The sequence below is a fragment of the Actinacidiphila sp. bgisy167 genome (assembly GCF_965342175.1).
Lineage (GTDB): Bacteria > Actinomycetota > Actinomycetes > Streptomycetales > Streptomycetaceae > Actinacidiphila.
Genome location: NZ_CBDRBL010000011.1, coordinates 98,001 through 116,847, shown reverse-complemented (window position 1 = coordinate 116,847; position 18,847 = coordinate 98,001). Strand labels below are relative to the sequence as shown.

Below are 18,847 nucleotides of genomic sequence, written 5' to 3'. Positions count from 1 at the left end.
GCTCCGCACGGCACACCGGCGACAGGGTGCCCACTTCCCTGTGGATCTCCAGTCAGCGCCGCGGCCCGCGATAGAACCGCGGTGCCATGAACATGAATTTCCGCGCCACACCGGCCAGGAATCCAGAGCAAGCCGCCGCCACTGCCACCGGCCGCCTCTCCGGCGCTCCTCATTCCGGGATGGCCGGCTGCGTCACGTGAGCCGGCCGCGCGGGCAGCCGAAGCATGCGAGTGAAGCTTCTTCTGCCTGATAGACCGACAACATCTCCACGAATTTTTTCCCGACTGTTGACGTAGGTGAACGACTCGACGCAGGGTCGTGCGCGGTGCACTGCGGGAGCGGAGCGCGAGCCCACTGTGCCCACAGGGCGCGGCAGGCGAGGTATCGACTCAACGTGGAGGAGATATGAAGGACGGCGGCGTGCGCGAACGCCTCGAGGCGCAGCTGGCGGAGTGCATGAGCGCCCGGCGGTCGCTGGTCACGACCCGGGACCGCCTGGCCGCCCTGGCCGTGACCGCCACGTCCGTCGACCAGTCCGTCGAGGTCGTCCTCGGAACCCAGAGCGGGGTCACCGACATTCGCTTCCTCAACGACATGCCCCGGCGGATGACGGGCCTGCAGCTGGCAGCCAGCGTGACCGAGGCTCTCAATCTAGCCCAGCAAGAGTTTCACGCGCGTTTCACAGCCATCACGGGCGCGAGTGAGGACCTCACGGTCACCTCCGGCCTCGACGCTGCGCGCGATGAGTCAGTGGTGAGCGGGGCGACAGTGCAGGACTCGGCAGCGCACCCGCAGAACCTGGTGTCCAACCCGCCGGACCTGCTGAACGAGCCGCATGCCCCGTTGTACGAGGGGCTTTCCCTTGCGAAGGAGGCGCACACCTCGCTGGAGGAGCCGTTGACCACGCCGCCGGAGTCGCGGTCGACTAGATCGCAACTGCGGACGGTGCCGCGGGAAGCGGAGCCGATCCCGGTGGAGCGGTTCCTGGACGACGTGCGCATGGCGCACGACGCGAGCGGGGACCCGCTGGCGATGTGGATACCGCGTTCGGCTCATCAGGTGGATGCCGGGGACGCGCAATCTCTCACGGTGTTGCGCCAACTGGCGGAAACCCACGCCTCATTCTACGTATTCGGCGAGGTACAGGGCGACGGGTTCGTCTCCGGGGACCGCATGGTGTCCCCGGCCGCCCTCGCCGCGGCGCTTCAGTCACCGGTCGCCGCCGGCCGCACCCCCGTGCTGATGATGCCGGACGGTGACCGCCTGGCGCCCGTCCTCGCCGCCGAACTGGGTGGCCCCGTGGAGGCAAGCCGTTACGGCGGCTTCGTCGACCGGCGCCACCGCGTGGTCCGGCCCGGCCCACTCCCCGAAACGGACCTGGAGGACGCCGAGGATCCCCCGGCAACCTTCCGCGTCTTTACCCCTGGCCTGCCGGAAGGGACGCCCGTCGCCGACCGGGGGTTGCAGCCGGGGACCTCCGTGCTGCCTCCTCTCCTGGCGCACCTCGAAGGACTCGGGACCGAAGGGACCGACGCCCTGGTTCCCGACACCATTGTCGACCTGGAGCGCAGCGGCACCGAGGACCTCACGCCCGGTCCGTCCGTGCCGGAGGTGCTGGAGCTGGATCCGCTGATCCGCAGCATCGGAGTGCCCAGGGCCGCGCTGCCGAACACTGGTGCCGTGGTGGCCACCTTGCGTGACATCCTGGGCGACCGGGCCGGTGAGGTCTCCGACCTCGACTGGGACCGCCTGCCGCACCGCCTGTTCAGCAACTACCGCTACCTGGTGCCCGGCGAGCCGAGCGCAGCGCCCGGCGAGCAGGGCCACGACGTCACCGGGCTCCAGGTCCCGCTGGGGCCGGCCGAGGTCCTCTTCACCCTGGACGCGGTCGAGCCGCGGCTCGTGGAACGCTCCTCCGGTTCCTACGACCGCCCCTCGACCCTCGAGACCATCCCCGAGGAGCTCCCGCACATCGAGGGCGTCACGCCCGCCGGTCGCACCGGCGCCGCGGCGTCACCCGGACAGGAGGAGCCGTTCGTCGTCAAGGGGACGATCAACGCCTCATATCTCACCGGCTCGGGATCGCAGGACCACTCCGGCACGACCGGCGCCACCCGCGGCGCGATCTTCCTGTCGTTCGGGGTGGGTACCCCCGTTCCCGTGTTCAACGTCTTCCGTGGCGGGGTCGGTGTGTCCGGTGTGGCGAACTCCTTCTCACGCCGCAGCGGCGTCTCCGACTTCACCGAAGGAGGCCACGTCGAGGACAACCGAGGTGCCGCCACTCTGCTCTCCTACCGGCCCCGGTGGTCGATGCGCGTGCGCACCAACGTCGCTCAGCGCTGGGAGGAGATCGCACCGACGGTGGTCGCGCAGGACCGGATCACCGAGAGCTTGATGCTGGTGGTGCCGAACCACTATCTGCAGAAGGCGCCGGCCCAGGTGCGCATCGACCAGCGCGCCGCCGGCGACGACGCGCACCGTCTCCCGTCCACCTACTTCGCCTCCGGGCTCACCAACATCCCCGTGCTCTTCGACGCCGTCACCGGCGCGCTGGAGTCGCAGGGAGTGGTGCTGCGGATGGGCTCGACGGAGCGGAACGAGCTGCTCCAGAGGATCCAGAAGCTGGACGCCCATCTGGACGACGCGATCAACAACAGCGGCGGTTACCCGTTCCGTCTACGCGACAAGTATGGCCGCACGATCGCCACCGTCTCCGTGCGCGCCCGGCGCATGGACGGCGACGCGGAGCCGGCACGCCGGGTGGGAGCCACCGACAAGCAGGCCCACATCGAGAACGTGCGTACGGCGGTGACGGTCACCGGCGGTTCCCAGAGCATCTCCCATTCCAGCTCGGTGCAGGTGACACCCGCCGAGTTCAGCCTGGTGCCCTCCCAGCTCCACCCCGATCTGGGCTTGGGCGTCGGCCTGAACGCCGACATGACCTGGTCCTCCGAGGACTCGCTCCGGGCCGATCGATCCGGCCTGGCGGTGCTGGTGCCGCGTTCGGCGGTGCCGACAGGTACCCACGCTCTCCGCACCTCCTACGTCGCCGTGACGTCGGTCCCCGGACAGGAATCCGTCGAAACACCAGTCGTCGTGAGCCGGGCGCTCGTTCGGACAACGGAAGGGCTGGCGTACAAGCACCAACTCACGATCGACAGTGAAGCCGTGCCCGCCCTGCCACGCACGAAGAGCGCCCCGGGCCTGCCCGATGTGGTGCCGTACGAGCCGGCGTCGCTCCGCGACGTACGCAGAGCACCGGACCGGGTCCGCACCCCGCCCTCGTACGTGACGGAGGGCAAGGGCATCGGCATGGGACTGGTCGACGTCGCAGACGACACGGTTCGGCAGATCAAGAGTTGGATCGAGCGAGAGCTGACACGGCGCGGTTTCCTGCCGGCCTCCGAGCGCGAACCGATGCGTGGCCGGGGGTGGTGGTCGCACGGGAACATGTTCGAGGCTCAGATGGACAACAGGGAGCGGCTCGACAACGTCATCTCCAGGCGCGGGCTGGAGGCGCACTTCGACCAGCTCCACCAGGACGGAGTGACCTTCACGCTGCGCCTGCCGACCGGCACCATGGGCGTTGACGTCGATGTGGACGCGGCCAAAATCACCGTCACAGCCGGCAAAGCGGAGGACAAGCCCCCGCGACACGTCGGCAGCACCGACGAATACCACCTGGTCAACCTGAGTATGAGCGGCGGGGGCGTGTCCTTCGGCTCCGCCGGCAGCCGACGGATCGGAATCGGCGCGACTTTCAAGGGCATCGCTCGACAGCTGCGCGGGGGTGCCACCGGAGGGGGCGTGTGGCGCGAGGTGGGCGCCGGCCAGGAGGTGGGGACCTTCACCAACCGGCCGGAACTCCTGGAGTACTCGGGCACGTCCGAGGTGTTCGAGGTGACCAGTTCGTACTCCGTGACCATCGAGTACGAGCATTCGAGTCTCGCAGGCCGCCTCAGCACGCCTCCCCGCCGCCCGGCGCGCGCACACTTCCCCGATCAGGTCGCCACGGCGCATCTGCTGCCGATCGACCACCAGTCCTACGAGGACCCGGCCACCGTGCGGACCACCCCGCCGCAGACGCTGGCCAACGCTGTCGTGTACTACCTCGACTCCACGGGGCTGCGGCCCGCGGTCGCGGGGATCCTGCCGGACATGACCGGCCCGAACGGCACCGCGGATCTGGAGATCAGCGCGCTCACCAGCGGTGTTCTCGCCCGTGCGCACGTCAAGGAGATGGCCAACAACCAGCAGCACGACGACTCCTTCTTCGACTCCCGGTTCCTGGGTCGGTCCGTCTTCGGACAGGTGGCCATGAACATGACCATGGGGCCGTCCCGTTTCGAGGCCGCCACCACCAGCGAATTCGTGCGGGGCATCATCAAGCTCGGCCTGACCAGCGTGGGCACCTCCGAGCGCAGCAGCGCCGGAGTGAGCTGGACGACGCTCGACGTCAGCGTGGGCGATGCGCTCGCGTCCCACCCCGGCGTCTCCCTCCAGGGCGGGGTCTCCGGCTCACGCCGGTGGCAGGGGAACCGGAACTCCAGCGACGTCCGCACCGCGGGCAAGGAACTCATCCAGCTCGACTTCAACCGTGCCTACGTCTTCAGTACCACGGTCACCTTCCACGTCAGGGGCAGCGAGGAGAAGCACGGAAAGCTGCTGCCGTCCTCGCGGCGCAGGGGATCGGCGGACGTGCCCGGCCGGACCATGCTCTATCTGCTGTCCGAACCCGAGGCGCTGCTGCAGTACGCGGACAAAATCGTACCGTTACCGGAGGACCAGCTCAAAAGCGTGTTGCGGCGCTGGAAGGACCACGAGCTGCGACTGTCGGGCAGCACGATGGCGGGCGTGCTGGTCCGCTGGAAAGAGCAGTCCGCCGCCGACGCGCCGGTACTCACCGACATCCGTGACGCGGCTCGCATCCTGGCGCGACTGCACAGCGAGGGCGCGTCGCCGATCCTCGACGCGGCGCGAAGGCACCGCTTCAACGCGGTCTTCGAGCACGATCTGCACGACCCCCGAAGGCCGGGGGACCCGGTACGCCTCCCGGAGTACCTGCTGACGGGAAATCCCGACGGCAACATCTTCGGCCACTCCGGAGTCCACTCCCTCACGTACAAGGGGGGCGACTCCACCTACGAGATCGTGCGCAGGACGGTGGAGCGGACGGCTCCCGGACTGCTGTCGTCGAGTCCCGAAGTGCGGACCGAGGACGGGCGCCTGATCGGGCGGTTGCAACTCGGCGTCAACGCCCTCCAGGCGATGTTCGCCGACGGCCGCGACCAGGCCCTGTGGGAGGACATGATCTCGGGGAACGGCCACCGGCTGTTCCTGGTCAACCCGATCGGGTGGCTCCTGGCGGACGTGGTGGAGATCCATCTCCAGGACCGGTTGACCTCCGCCCCCGAGGTGCGCGACTTCGTGCCCGCGACCGGCCTGGAGAACTACACGCACGAGTACGCGGCCAAGTCCAGGGGGACATCGAGGGACGGCGGGCTCGGTTTCACCGTCGGCAAGCTCAATGCGGCTGGTCAGCACCCCTCCGGTGGGGCGTCCCTCGCTTTCACGGAGAGTCATCACCGTGGAGTGAACGAGTCCGATAGCGAGATCAGCGAGCGCACCGTCTACTCCTGGGACGGCCACTACCTGGTCGCGTACCAACACGAACTGACCGTCACGACCCGGCGGATCAACATGGCGGGACGCTGGCTGAACAACAAGTTGGCCGAGCTGTACCGCAAGCGGGACCCGCAGCGTTCGATCCCGCAGCAGACCGTCGTCTCCGGCAGCCTCGTCCTCCAGGTGCCGAAGGGCCTGGGCGAGTTCGAGGCCCCGGTGCCCGGCCCGCGACGTGCCCGCGACCTGACGCCGCTGCCGGCGCTGCCGCCGGACACCCACATCGCGGGCGGCCTGCTGGACCGCGCGCTCCCGATCGTGATGGACATGTTCGTCAAGGCCTACGGGAGCGAGGCGAGCGGCGAGGCGGTACGTACCAGCCCCGTCCTGCGCCCCCTGTTCTCCCGCGAGCACCTGCCCAAGCATGTGATCGAGACCGCGAGCAGAGAAGGAACGTACGAACTCCTCCGCGGCGCCTTCATACCCGGGCACTCCTCGGACCGGTTCGACCTCAGACTGCGGGGCGATCTGTACAACCTCGAAGTGCTGGGTCCGATCGCCGGCACGGGGCCCGGCAGCTACCACAAGCACCAGAGCGGAACCTCGGCCTTCGCGAGCAGCAACCGCTGGGAGGCGACGGTCGCTCTGACCGGCGGCGCCGCGGGGAACGTCCACACCACCGATCCCGCCATCTCGCTGAACGGGTCGCCGGCCAGCACCGGCACCCGCGGCAACAGCCACAACATCGGGGCTTCTCTGGCCCAGAACGCACGGCGCGAACAGCATGTGAAGATGCTCGGCCCGTCCTCCCTGGTGAGGGTGCAGGGCAAGTTCCGCGCGCAGCTGGTGAAGTACCACAAGCACCTCATGGGCTCCGGGAGCAAACTGAAGGGCACGTTCCTCAGCGACCCGATCACCGGTGACCTGTACCTGACGATGCACCAGGGCGAGATCGAGGAACTGCGCGCGCGGATCGACCGGCGCAGGCGGGAGCTCGACCACACGGAGACGCCATGGCCGCTGCTGGAGCGCGCACCGGTCGTGAACCTGACGCCCCTGGTGATCAGCGCGGGACGCCGGGGTGACGTCGAGCCCCACCGCCTCTACCGGCACGTGGCCCGCGCACTGCCCGGCACCCTCCAGTCCCCGGCGCACGCGCTGGTCCTGCGATACGACCCCGCGGCCATGGCGGTCGAGGCGTTCCGCGACACCGTCACGTGGGCGCTCCGCATGGTCAGCCCGGACGCCGGAGCCGACGGAATCCCGACGGCCACCCAGGCGCGGTGGACGCAGTGGAGCGCGGACTTCCCCGCGATTCCCGCCGAGGTCCAGGACGTGCCGGCTGCCGTCCACGACATCGTCCGCGAGGTCAACACGATCCTCGAGCGCAGGAACGCGGATGCCGGGAAGCCGCTGCGGCCCGTCGAGATGCCCGCGACGGTGGCGTACCTGAATCTGGAGCCGGCCTACCTCGCCCGGGATCTCGCACACGAACTGGACGTGCCCGTACGGCTCGACGTGCAGGTGCCGACGGGCGGCAGCCGGCAGTACTGGATCACACGGACCGGACGCGTCCACGACTTCGACCCCACGACGTTCGACGAGACGTCGTTGACCGTGGACATGGCCGCGGACGCGGGTCTGCTCTCCCCGGAGACCCGGGCGGCGGCCGAGGTCTACGGGCTGGGCCAGGAAGACATGGTGCGGATCTACCGAACATCCTGGAACGACCTGTACGACTTCTCGACCGCGGTGGTCGCCGAACTGGGCCAACGGCGCCATACCCTGCACACGCTCGACGAGCGCCTGCCGGAACTGATCGACTCGGCGCATGAGCAGGCCCGGCGGTGGCGTTCCCATCAGGAGCAAGTGGACGCATTGCGTCCGGAAGCGAACCGCCGAGCGCGGGACGCCGTACTCGATCTGCGCCGTGTGTCGACCGGCGAGGACACGGAGACCGCGCGGATGCGGCGGGCGTTCGAGGAGGACAGACGTGCCAGGGCGTACACCACCGCGCTGAACACGCGCTACGAGGAAGCCGGCCGGCTCAAGCGCCTGGCCGAGACGCAGTTGAGCGAACTCCGCGCACTGGCACGGGGTACCGGGAACGTCGCCGCTTCCACGGCGCCTGGTTTCACCATCGACGCGGCCGTGGCCGTGATCAATGACCTGCGGGCGAACACGCTCGACCAGGAGAGGATTCATCTGGCCCCTGTGGCGGAGTCCGGCCTGCGGGAGGCGGAGGAGGAGAAGCCGGATCGCTCTCCCCTGGAGAGGGATCCGGCTGCCGGTTCCCTGGAGGGGACGCGGGAGCAGCCGTCCATACCCGAGGTCCGGATCGACGACACCCGCCCAGGGCGCCGGCAGGAGGACCGGCAGCGGAGGTTCCTGGAGGCGCCTCCGGCGTTCCTGAACGAGCCGAGGTCGACGCTGCGGGAGGGACGGACGTCGCCGTACCTGGCCTCGGCGGCAGCCGGGCTGGAAACGTCGATGACGGGTACATCGGTTCGGGACACGTCGGTTCGGGACACGTCGGCCCGGGTCACTTCGGTTCGGGACACGTCGGCCCGGGTCACGACGGCCCTGGACACGACGGAGTCCGTGTTCCTGCCGGACCAGGCCGGGGCGGAAGTCCTGACGCCGACTCCGCGCGAGGACGACACCGTGATCGTCCCCGATGCGGTGGTCGATTGGGGAACCGCGTCCAACCCCCTCCCTCTGTGGGAACTGCTCGGGGTCGACGAGCCGACCCACGCCGACTACCCCAGGAGGCTGGCGCATCCCACCGTGGCGGCGGAAGCACTGGTGACGGGCATCAGAGGCCGGCTCCCCGAGGCGACCCTCAGCGATCCGGCCTCGGTGATCCATGTGAAGGTCCATTCCACCCCGGTCCACATGATCCCCGCGGCCATCCAAGCCGTTCAAGCCGGCGTCGCGTCCCTTCGCCGCAGCCTTCACATCCAGATGTCGGCCGACGCGAATTCCGCGGTGCAAGTCTGCCCGCCGACCATGTCGTCCTGACAGCCCACGGCGGCGCCGCGGCAGCTCCTTCCCCCGGAGTGCCGCGGCGGCGCCGACTTCGGCCCCGCCTCGCGCTGAGCGCACCACGAAGTCGCGGGCAGGTCGTCGCGACTGGCGGCGTCCACCGTCGGGCGCGACGTCGCCGTCACCACCGCGACCCGGCAGGCCGCCGAGAGAAGATCGCCCACACACAGGACTGGGGCGTACAGCACCGACATCCTGCTGTCGGCACCCGCCGACGGATAGCCGTGTGACTCGCCGACATCCTCGACCACAGAGTCAAGATCTTCACGGGCGACAACGTCGTCGAGTCCGAGGAGATCTGTCCGCAGTGAGCGTGGAGGCCTCCCCTTGAACGTAGCCACCGGGCGCCTGGGACCCCGAGCGGCCACCGCGGGGCGCGGCCCCGCGACACGGCGGCAGACCGTGCCGCGGGGCCGCGCCTCGTTCTGACGCCCTTGAGGAGTGAGATCGTTCCGGGCAGCCCCCGGGGGAGACCCGGGGTGTTCTAGGCTCGCGGGGTGGATACACGTACCGCCCTGGAGAAGTGGCTCGCCGGACTCTCCGCCGAGCGTCTGACCGCCCTGCTGGAAGAGCGCGAACTGCCGCAGGCCGCCGGCTACATGCCGATGGCCACGTTCCGGCACCTCGCGGAGCACCTGCTCACCGACGAGTCCGTGGAGCGGGCCGTCGCCGCCGGAACGGGCGGTGAGGCGCAGTTGCTCGCGTGCGTGGCGGCCCGCGCCCTGGAGAGGTACGGGCCGGCACCCGACGCCGGGCGGCAGGCCTACGCCTGGCGCCCGGCGCCGCCGCCGGTCGACCCCTACACCCGGATGGTGCCCGAGTCCGAGCTGCTGGACTGGCTGGAACAGGGCGGCACGCCCCGCGAGAGGACGTCCCGAGCCCTGGAACGGCTGCGGGAGCGGGCCCTGCTGCTTCCGGCGCCGCCCGGCCAGTTGGCGCTGCCCTCCCGGGTGCACGCACTGTCGGCCCGGATGGACGGCTACGGAAGGCCGGTCGACACGCTGCTCACCCGGGCGTACAACGCGCCGGAGATCAAGCGGATCGCCGCCGTCCTCGGCATCGGGCTGAGCACCCGCGCGGACGCGCAGAAGGCGATCGGAGCGCTGCTCGCGGACGGCGACCGGGTACGGGAACTGGTCGCCGGCGCCCCGGCGGCGGCCCACGAACTGCTCGGGCACATGCTGGAGGGCCCCCCGCTGCTGCGCACGCACTGCTTCGTCTCCCGGTACGGCGGTTACGCGGGGCCGGACGACAAGTACGTCTTCCGTGGGGGCGGCAGCGGCGACGAGGGCACCGACTGGCTCGCGGAACGCGGCATGGTGGTGCCGGTCGGGCAGGACCTGGTGGAGCTGCCGTACGAGGTGGGCCGCGCCCTGCGCGGGCAGCAGCCCGCGCCCGTGCCGAGCCTGGATCCCGAACCGCTGACGTGCGTTGCGCCGCTGCCCCGGGACTGGGCGGGCCAGGGCGCGGTGGCCGCCGCGGCCGCGGCGTGGCGGGTGGAACTGGTGCTGCGGGAACTCGCCGCGCAGCCCGTGGCGGTGCGCAAGGCGGGCGGGATCGCGGTGCGCGAGACCAGGAGACTGGCCAAGGCGGCCGGGACGAGCGAGGAGCACACCCGGTTGTGGCTCGACCTCGCGGTGAACGCGGGCCTCGCCGCCCCCAAGGCCGAGGAGGAGCAACCCGCCGCCCGCGGCAGGGGGCGCCGCCAACCCCCCGCGGCGAAGCCGCCGACGCGGCTGCTGCCCAGCGAGCGCTACGACGCCTGGGCGGCCGCCACCCCCGCCGGGAAGCTGCTGCCGCTGGCGGCCACCTGGGCCGTCGTGCCCGAGGTGTTCACCTACTGGCCGGAGGCGGACGAGACCCCGGTGGCGCTGGTCAGTCCCCAGGACCCGTACGCGGCGCCGCTGCGGCACGGCGTCCTGAAGGCGCTCGCGACGCTGCCGGAAGGCCGCGGGCTCGCCGCCGGGGACGAAGCACGCGAGGAACTCCTCGAGCGCGCCGTCTGGTTCCATCCGGTGCTGCTGGGCCCCTATGAGAACGAGGAACTGGAAGGCATGCTCGAGGCCACGGTGGCCGAGGCGGAACTGCTGGGCCTGGTGGTGCGGGGCGCGCTCACCGAAGCCGGCCGCGCGGTCGTCGGACTCCTGGACGCCGGGGCCGCCCGCCACTACCCGGCCGTGCCCGGCACGGACGCCGACCCGGCCGCGGAAGGCGCCGACCGGCTGGGGAAGGGCCTGGCCGAGCGCCCCGCCCTGGCCAAGGCGGTCGCCACGCTGCGCGAGGCGCTGCGCGCGATGCTGCCGCCGCCGAGCACCACGGCCCGGTTCCAGGCCGACTCGACGGCGACGGTCACCGGCACGCCCGCGCCCGACCTGGCGGCGCTGCTGTCCGCGGTCGGCGACATCGAGTCCGAGGGGCACGCCGTGGTCTGGCGCATCACCCCCGCCTCCTTGCGCCGGGCGTTCGACGCGGGATGGGACGCCGAAGAGATCCTCGACCGCCTGTCCGCCGTCCGCCGACCGGGGACGGAACTCCCGCAGCCGCTGACGTACACGGTCAAGGACGTCGCCCGCACCCACGGGCGGCTGCGGGTGGTGCGTTCGGCGTGCTGCGTCCGCTCCGAGGACACGTCCCTGATCGAGGAGGTCGCGAAGACGCGCGGCCTCGCCAAACTGGGCCTGCGGAAGATCGCGCCGACCGTGTTGATCTCCACGGCGCCCCCGGAGGAGACCCTCGCCGCCCTGCGCGCCGCCGGCTACGCCCCCGCCCTCGAGGCGGAGACGGGCACCACGGTGCTGGAACGCGTCCCCGCGGAACGGTCCCGGCCACTGGTCCCCGCTCTCGACGAGGCGCACCCGCAGTACGGCGAGCGGGTGCGCGGAGTCCCCTCCTCGGCAAGGGAGTTGGCGGTGCGGCTCGCGGCGGGACGCTGAGCCCGGGGGCGCGCCGCGGGTCGTCAGCCCGGCTGCCCGCCGGGCCGGGAGGGCGTCGGCCGTGGCGTCAGCGGCGCCCGCGATCGTGACAGGAGGGCGCGCACGGCGGTGTGGGCGAGACAGCCCGCCGCCGCGCCGACGGCGTACCAGAGCAGGTCGGGTGCGTTGAAGGTGGAGCCGAGCACGAGGCGGGCGATGGTACTGCGCCGGGACAACTCCGCCGGCACATAGCTGAGCTGCAGGAACTCGACGCCGCAACTGAACGCCAGTGCTGTCGCGGCGGCCTTGAGGGGCGCGAGCCGTGGCGCGGCGAGGACGACGAGGGCGAGCACCAGGACGGTGTAGAGCGCATCCCCGCCGTACTTGGCCGCGCTGCCCGCCGCGATGGCGCGCAACCCCAGCCCGGCGCCGACGGTGACGATCGCCGCAGCGGCCGCCGCCGTGCGGATCCCTCTCGTGTCGACGGCGCGGGCAGGGGTACCGGGGAGGAAGGTCACGGGGGTCATCCTGTCGGACGCCCGGGGCGGGGCGCATCGGCGGGTTGCCGACGTAGGGATACGTCGGTGCGGGCGGGTCCACGTCGGCGCGGGCGGGTCCACGTCGGTGCGGGCGGGTCCACGTCGGTGCGGGGCGACCCACGCCGCCCGCAGTCGGCCGTGGACCCCTCCGGCGTCAACGGCGCCGCCGCCTCCGCGGAAATCCCCTTGCCCCGCCCACCCCGCCGCCTTTATCGTCAGGGTGACACTTATAGGAGGTCGCCGCGTGTCTCTCGCGGATGTGCTCGCCCCCCTTCAGCAGCCGCTGTTCACGCTGCTGGACACCCCCGTCAGCTGGGTCGAGGTACTCGGGTTCGGCAGCGGAGCGCTGTGCGTGTGGCTCGTGGCCCGCCGGCACATCGCCAACTGGCCCGTCGGCATCGCCAACAACCTCTTCTTCATCCTGCTCTTCGCCGGCGCCGGGCTCTACGCGGACGCCGCCCTGCAGGTCGTCTACGTGGTGCTGGCGGCGTACGGATGGTGGTCCTGGGCCGCCGCGGGATCAGGCGCAGGGCGGCTGCCGATCAGCCGTACCGGCCCCCGTACGTGGGCAGTGCTGGCCCCCGTCACGGCGGTCGCCACCGTGCTGCTGACCCTCGGGCTGGACCGCTTCACCGACTCCACGGTGCCCTTCTGGGACGCGCTCACCACCGCGCTGTCGCTGGCCGCCACCTACGGCCAGTGCCGGAAGAAGATCGAGTCCTGGTACCTCTGGATCTCCGCCGACCTCGTCTACATCCCGCTGTACGCCCACAAGGGCCTCTACCTCACCTCGGTCCTCTACGCAGGCTTCCTGCTGCTGTGCCTGGCCGGCCTGCGCGGCTGGCGGGCCGAGGCGGCGACCCGCGCGGCAGGCCCGGCGGTCCGGACGGAGGCGGTGGCGTGAGCGAGTTCGACCACGGGCTGGTGCTGGGCAAGTTCTACCCGCCGCACGCCGGCCACCACCACCTCGTCCGCACCGCCGCCGCGCGGTGCCGCCGCCTCACCGTGCTGGTCTGCGCCTCCGCCGTCGAGTCGATCCCGCTCGCGGACCGCGTGGCCTGGATGCGCGAGGTGCACCCGGAGGCGGGCATCGACATCGTCGGCGCCGTGGACGAGATACCCGTCGACTACACCGACCCCGATGTCTGGGACGCCCACATGGCCGTCTTCAAGGCGGCGGTCCCCGAGCCCGTCGACGCCGTCTTCACCTCCGAGCCGTACGGCCTCGAACTCGGCCGCCGGTTCGGCGCGGTGCCGGTGACGGTCGATCTGCGCCGTACCGCTCATCCCGTCTCCGGGACCGCCGTCCGCGAGGACCCCGTCGCCTGCTGGCGCCACCTGGCCGCGCCGGTGCGGGCGGCCCTGGCCCGCCGGGTGGTCGTCGTCGGCGCCGAGTCCACCGGCACGACCACCATGGCCCGCGCCCTCGCCGAGCACTACCGGTCGCGCGGAGGCGTGTGGGAGGCGACGCGGTGGGTGCCCGAGTACGGGCGCACCTACAGCGAGGAGAAGTACGCGCGGCTGCTGGCCACCCGACCGGACGCGGCGTTCGACGATGTGAGTTGGTCCTCCGAAGAGTTCGAGGTCATCGCCGAACGCCAGCTCGAAGAGGAGGACGCCGCGGCGCGGACCGGCTCGCCCGTCCTGTTCTGCGACACCGACGCCATGGCCACCACCATCTGGCACGAGCGCTACATGGGCGGCCGCAACCCGCGCGTGGAAGCCGTCGCCGAGCGGTGCCGGCAGCACCTGTGGCTGCTCACCGACGACACCGGGGTGCCCCTCGAGGACGACGGCCTGCGCGACGGCGAGCACCTGCGTTCCTGGATGACCGGCCGCTTCCGCACCGAACTGGACCGCCGGGGCCTGCCGTACGTGGTGCTCAGCGGCCCGCACGAGCAGCGCCTGCGGACGGCCGTGACGGCCGTGGACGCGCTGCTCGCCCGCGGCTGGGACTTCGCCGCGCCGCTGCCGCAACGGGGCGGTCTCCCCTCGCCGCGCTGAGGGGCGAGAGCCGAGGGCGCCGCGGGTCGGACGGGCGCGGACGGGGGGCAGCCGATGCCGGCGGCCCTTCCGGACGCGATCGGCGGTGCCCCCGGCCCACGTACCTCAAGCGGCGCTTCAACTTCGTCCGCATCCCCGTCGTGACGAACAAGAAGAGCGAGGCGGAGATCGTCCGCTTCCGCACCGAGGAACTGCTGCGCCGCCACCAGATCGAGCTGGACGTGCCGCCCACCCTGCTCGACGTGCTGCTGCGGAGCTTCGCCGACCTGCGTGCCTCGGCGGCCGCCGCGGGCAGCGACGACGAGAAGCTGGAGTCGGCGCTCTCCACCGCCGAGCAGATCGGCGTGCTGGAGGACTCGGACTCCCAGGACGTCGGCTCCGGGTAGTCCGCGATCCGTGACCAGGCGTCGGTTCCGGGGTCGTAGGCGTACGCCTCGGCGGTGCCGCACCGCTCGTCGCAGCCGCCGACCGTGTACAGCTTGCCGTCGACGGCCGCGCTGCCCTGCCCGGCGTACGCGACGGGCGCCGACGCCCCGGTGCTCCAGGTGTCGTTGTCGGGGTCGTAGATCTCCAGCTTGCGGTCGGTCTCGGGGTTGATGCCCTGCTTCCAGCCGCCCACGACGTAGAACCTGCCGTCGATGAACTGGGCCGAGGGAGCCTCCCGGGCGTCCTCCGCGGGAGTCCTCTTCGTCCAGGTGCCGACGACCGGGTCGAGGACGTACATCGCGCTGGTGACCTCGAGCCCGTTGAATCCGAAGGCGGAGTACACCTTGCCCTCGGAGGTGCCGACGGCGTTGCCGAGGACCTTCTCCGGCAGGTCGGGGCCGGTCTGCCAGGCGCTGCCCGACGCGGCGGCGGTCGTTGCGGCCTTGCGCCGGGCCGAGGCGGGGCCGGCCATGCTGGCGTGCGGGGAGAAGCTCCCCTTCACGGTCTGCAGGGGTGCGCCGCCGCCGAGGGCCTGGAGGTGGAAGCCGCCGGACCTCTCGTCCAGCGTGACCGTGGCGGGCGCGCCGCCGGTGTTCTTGACCGTCAGGTTCCGCGTGGCGGACGTGCCCCAGCCCAGGGACGCCTCGACGGAGTCCGGGAGGATCGTCAGCTGCCCGGCCTTGAGGGCGTGGGAGACGGCGACGGTGCTGTCCGCCGCGACGTCGACCGTCCTGGTCAGCGCCGTGTAGCGGGGCTTGGCCACGGTGACGTCGTGCTTGCCCAGGTCGGGCGAGAACATCAGGTACAGGCCGTCGTCGAGCGCGGGATCGCCGGGGGTGGCCACGGTGGTCGCGGTCACCTGCGGGTCGTCCTTGGCGGTGACGGTGGCGCCGACCAGGCCCTTGCCGGTGTTGGCGTCGGTCACCAGGCCGGTGACCAGGCCGCCGGGGGTGGCGTCGAAGTCCCGCTGCCCGACGAAGACGTCGTCGACGCCCCAGTACCAGCCGACGTCGGTGACGAGGTGGAAACGCACCCGTACGTCGGGCTTCCCGGCGAACGCGGTGAGCGGGATCTCGGCCTTCGCGTGGTCCGCGAAGCCCGTGGGCGCCTTCCACACCCTCTTCCAGGTGGCGCCGCCGTCGGACGTGGCGTCGACCGTGATCGCGTCGTCGGCGTACCCGAAGTACATCGTGCTGAAGGCCAGTTCGGGGTCGGACACGTCGGTGAGGTCGTAGGACGGGCTGATCAGCTGGGAGTCGAGGGGCGTGAACGCGGCGTTGTCGGCGATGGCGAAGCCGCCCTCGCCGCCTGTCTCGTTGCCGTAGCGGCCCGACTCCTCGAAGGCCCAGCCGTTTCGCCAAATGCGGCCTTTTGGAACAGGCCTGGGCGCTCGGCTGGTGCGCGCGGCCCGCGAGGAAGATGCCCGGCCACTCGGCGGTGGGGAGCGCAGCTGCGTCGCCGCCGCCACAGGTGCGAGGGGCGCAGGGCGGCGAGGAGTGGCGCTCAGGGGGTGACGATGGCGAGCCCGGCGGGCAGAGGCCACCGGCGGCGTGTGTGTCCCCGCGCTCCGCCGACCCTGGTCATGGGCGCACGCCGAAGCGTGCTGACGCCTTCTCAGTGCAACTCGCAAGGAGGCGGCCGACCCGTGCGTTCGGGCAGCCTTCGTTCGCGTGGGGCGAGCCCGCCCAGCGGCGGGTGCCGGTGGATCTGATGTGTCCGCCCTCGTCGACCGGTCTCGGCGCGCCTCCTGCGAAAGCAGGGGCCCGGCCCGCTCGGCGCCCTACTGCACCTGGCCGCCGCTCTGGGCTGGATCGGCCCACTCATTGACCTGACTAATCCCGAAGCCGCTTCCAGGCCGAGGACCCGCACCGGCGCCCGCCGGGGGCTCCTCGACAACCACCCCTCCACCTCGCTGGTCCCGAAGTTGCCCGATGGCTGGCGGGCCTACCAGACCGTGCTGGAGTACTGGGACGGCCGGAGTACATCGTTTCGCGTGACTGGGCCGGATCGCCGTGCCCGCGGAACAAACGGTACCCCCTACACGAGGAGCGAGCCGCTGTAGCGGCGTGATCGCAGAGGTTGCCGAGGGGGCCACCATCGTACCGACCTCGGCGCCTCGGGTGGCAGAGGCGATCGCAGTGAAGAACACCGAGCGATGGCGAAAGACCGCCGCACACAGCACCTTCACCGCCGCCTGTCACATGACTATCCTTGATCACATCATCGCGGCCCGACGGGCTTCCGCTCCGCTCCGGCGGAGTCTCGAAGGACACGCCCCCACCCGCACGAGTCACTTCGTGCTGCCTGGGGGAATTCCTTGCTGCTCCGCGAGTCGGCCAGGACGGTCGCCGTCATGGCCCACGACGGGTCGCTCTACCACCGCCTGACTGAGCAGTTCGTCCACATGCACGGCTATCGCCCGGGGCCCTCCGAGGCCCGCTCTTGGGAGCGCAGCATCCCGGGGCTGGTAGGCGCGCTCAACGACGCGGGGCTCGGCGGCGTGGAAGTGATGCTGGAGTACGCGCTGCCGCTGAACAGCAAGCGGGCTGATGCCGTGTTGGCCGGGGTGCATCCGTCCACGGGCGAGCCCTCCTACGTCATCGTCGAGCTGAAGCAGTGGAGCCAGGCGGCACCGTACGAGGACGATCCGGCCCTGTGCCTGGTGGACGCCTACGCGCACCCGGTGCTCAACCCCATCGAGCAGGTGCGCCGCTACTGCGACTACCTGGTCAACTTCAACGGCGCGGTAGCCGAGCACCCCGAGCGGGTCAGCGGCGTGGCCTACCTCCACAACGCGACGGAGTTCGGGGTCAGCGGCCTGCGGGAGATCGAACTCGACGACCGCGGCCAGCTGTTCACCGCCGAGAGCAGAGGCGCGTTCATCGAGCACCTGCGCGCCAAGCTGAGCGACAGGCACGCCGGGACGCGCGCTGCCGACGAGCTGCAGGCGGCCAAGACGGTTCCGTCCCGGCAGTTGATGGCCGTCGCGGCGCAGGAGGTGCGTGAGCGCGAGCAGTTCGTCCTGCTCGACGAGCAGCAGGTCGCCTACCGCATGGTGCTCAACGCGGTACGCAAGGCGAAGCGGTCCGACCACAAGGAGGTCGTGGTCGTCACCGGCGGCCCGGGGACGGGTAAGAGCGTCATTGCGCTCTCCCTGCTCGGCGACCTGTACCGGGAGGGCGTGCCGGCCCTGCACGCCACCGGCTCGCAGTCCTTCACCAGGACCATGCGCAAGGTCGCGGGTGCGCGGAAGCGCGAGGTGCAGGACCTCTTCAAGTACTTCAACAGCTTCATGACGACCGAGAAGAACACCCTCGACGTGGTGATATGCGACGAGGCGCACCGCATCCGCGAGACCTCCGCGAACCGCTACACCTCGGCCGCCCATCGGACGGGCAAGCCACAGATCGACGAGCTCATCGACGTCGCCCGGGTCCCCGTCTTCCTTCTCGACGAGCACCAGGTCGTGCGCCCCGGCGAGATGGGTACCGTGGCCGAGATCAAGGCCGCCGCCGCACGAAAGGGTCTGGCCTGCAGCGTCGTACCGCTCGACAGCCAGTTCCGTTGCGGCGGCAGCGACGCCTATCTGCGGTGGGTCGGCCGCCTCCTCGGTCTGGAACCCGGTGGCTCGGTGGTCTGGGAACCCGACGATCGCCTGCAGCTCCTCGTCGCCGACGCACCGCAGGAGATGGAGGCGTTCCTCGAGGAGCGCCGCGCCCAGGGCCACGGTGCCCGGATGTCCGCGGGCTACTGCTGGCCGTGGTCACCCGAGCCCAAGCCCGGTGAACCGCTTCCCCCGGACGTGGTGATCGGCGACTGGGCCCGCCCCTGGAACCTGCGCGGAGAACGCGCCATCTCCGGCGCTCCGCCGTCCGCTCTTTGGGCGACCGATTCCGCCGGATTCGGTCAGATCGGATGCGTCTACACCGCCCAGGGCTTCGAGTACGACTGGTCGGGTGTCATCATCGGCCCCGACCTTGTGTGGCGCGAGGACCGATGGGTCACCGACCGTACGAAGTCCAAGGACCCGGTCTTCAGGAAGTCCACCCCCGACGCCGACGTGGACCGCCTGATCCGCAACACCTACAAGGTGCTGCTGACACGCGGCATGGTGGGCACCGTCGTGTACTCGACGGACTCGGAGACGAGGCGCAAGCTGCGCGAGCTGGTGGGAACGGACCGGAGCGCTGCGCTGGTCTGATCGCGACCTGTGAGGCCTGCCCACGTGCAGCTGGCGGAAAGGGATGCCGATGCCGCGGTCCGTTCCCCCAGGCGGGCAAATGACGGAGGAGCTGGCCC

Annotated in this window: 6 protein-coding genes and 2 pseudogenes; 6 read left to right on the top strand and 2 right to left on the bottom strand. The window is 71.2% G+C overall.

Annotated elements, in window-relative coordinates; all coding sequences use genetic code 11:
• The first annotated feature begins 420 nt into the window (after window positions 1-420).
• Together ACRWND_RS06945 and ACRWND_RS06940 are read left to right on the top strand one after the other, a co-directional pair.
• Complete coding sequence (locus ACRWND_RS06945; RefSeq protein WP_431947022.1) at window positions 421-8,643, top strand: hypothetical protein; 8,223 nt, start codon at window positions 421-423, stop codon at window positions 8,641-8,643.
• Between the two features lie 521 nt (window positions 8,644-9,164).
• Entirely contained in the window at window positions 9,165-11,600 is a 2,436-nt protein-coding gene (locus ACRWND_RS06940) for a helicase-associated domain-containing protein (protein WP_431947021.1), read from the top strand.
• Window positions 11,601-11,623: 23 nt separating this feature from the next.
• Here ACRWND_RS06940 and ACRWND_RS06935 read toward each other — a convergent pair whose 3' ends face one another.
• Window positions 11,624-12,106, bottom strand: a complete 483-nt coding sequence (locus ACRWND_RS06935; protein WP_431947020.1) for a DUF2809 domain-containing protein — start codon at window positions 12,104-12,106, stop codon at window positions 11,624-11,626.
• A 256-nt stretch (window positions 12,107-12,362) separates the two neighbouring features.
• On the opposite strand from ACRWND_RS06935, the gene pnuC reads away from it, so the two are divergent.
• The 3 genes and pseudogenes from pnuC to ACRWND_RS06920 form a co-directional block, all read left to right on the top strand.
• Window positions 12,363-13,022: a nicotinamide riboside transporter PnuC gene (gene pnuC, locus ACRWND_RS06930; RefSeq protein ID WP_431947018.1), complete on the top strand. Its 660-nt coding sequence runs from the start codon at window positions 12,363-12,365 to the stop codon at window positions 13,020-13,022.
• On the top strand, window positions 13,019-14,122 hold the full coding sequence (locus ACRWND_RS06925) for an AAA family ATPase (protein WP_431947016.1): 1,104 nt from the start codon (window positions 13,019-13,021) through the stop codon (window positions 14,120-14,122). The genes pnuC and ACRWND_RS06925 overlap by 4 nt, the downstream gene beginning before the upstream one ends.
• 104 nt (window positions 14,123-14,226) lie before the next feature.
• Window positions 14,227-14,481, top strand: a pseudogene (locus tag ACRWND_RS06920) (ATPase); the annotation flags it as partial.
• 38 nt (window positions 14,482-14,519) lie between these two features.
• Here the strand turns inward: ACRWND_RS06920 and ACRWND_RS06915 are convergent.
• Window positions 14,520-14,846, bottom strand: a pseudogene (locus tag ACRWND_RS06915) (Kelch repeat-containing protein); the annotation flags it as partial.
• A 2,019-nt stretch (window positions 14,847-16,865) separates the two neighbouring features.
• Between ACRWND_RS06915 and ACRWND_RS06910 the strand changes: the two are divergent.
• Window positions 16,866-18,749: a DNA/RNA helicase domain-containing protein gene (locus tag ACRWND_RS06910; protein WP_431947014.1), complete on the top strand. Its 1,884-nt coding sequence runs from the start codon at window positions 16,866-16,868 to the stop codon at window positions 18,747-18,749.
• Window positions 18,750-18,847: the final 98 nt, after the last annotated feature.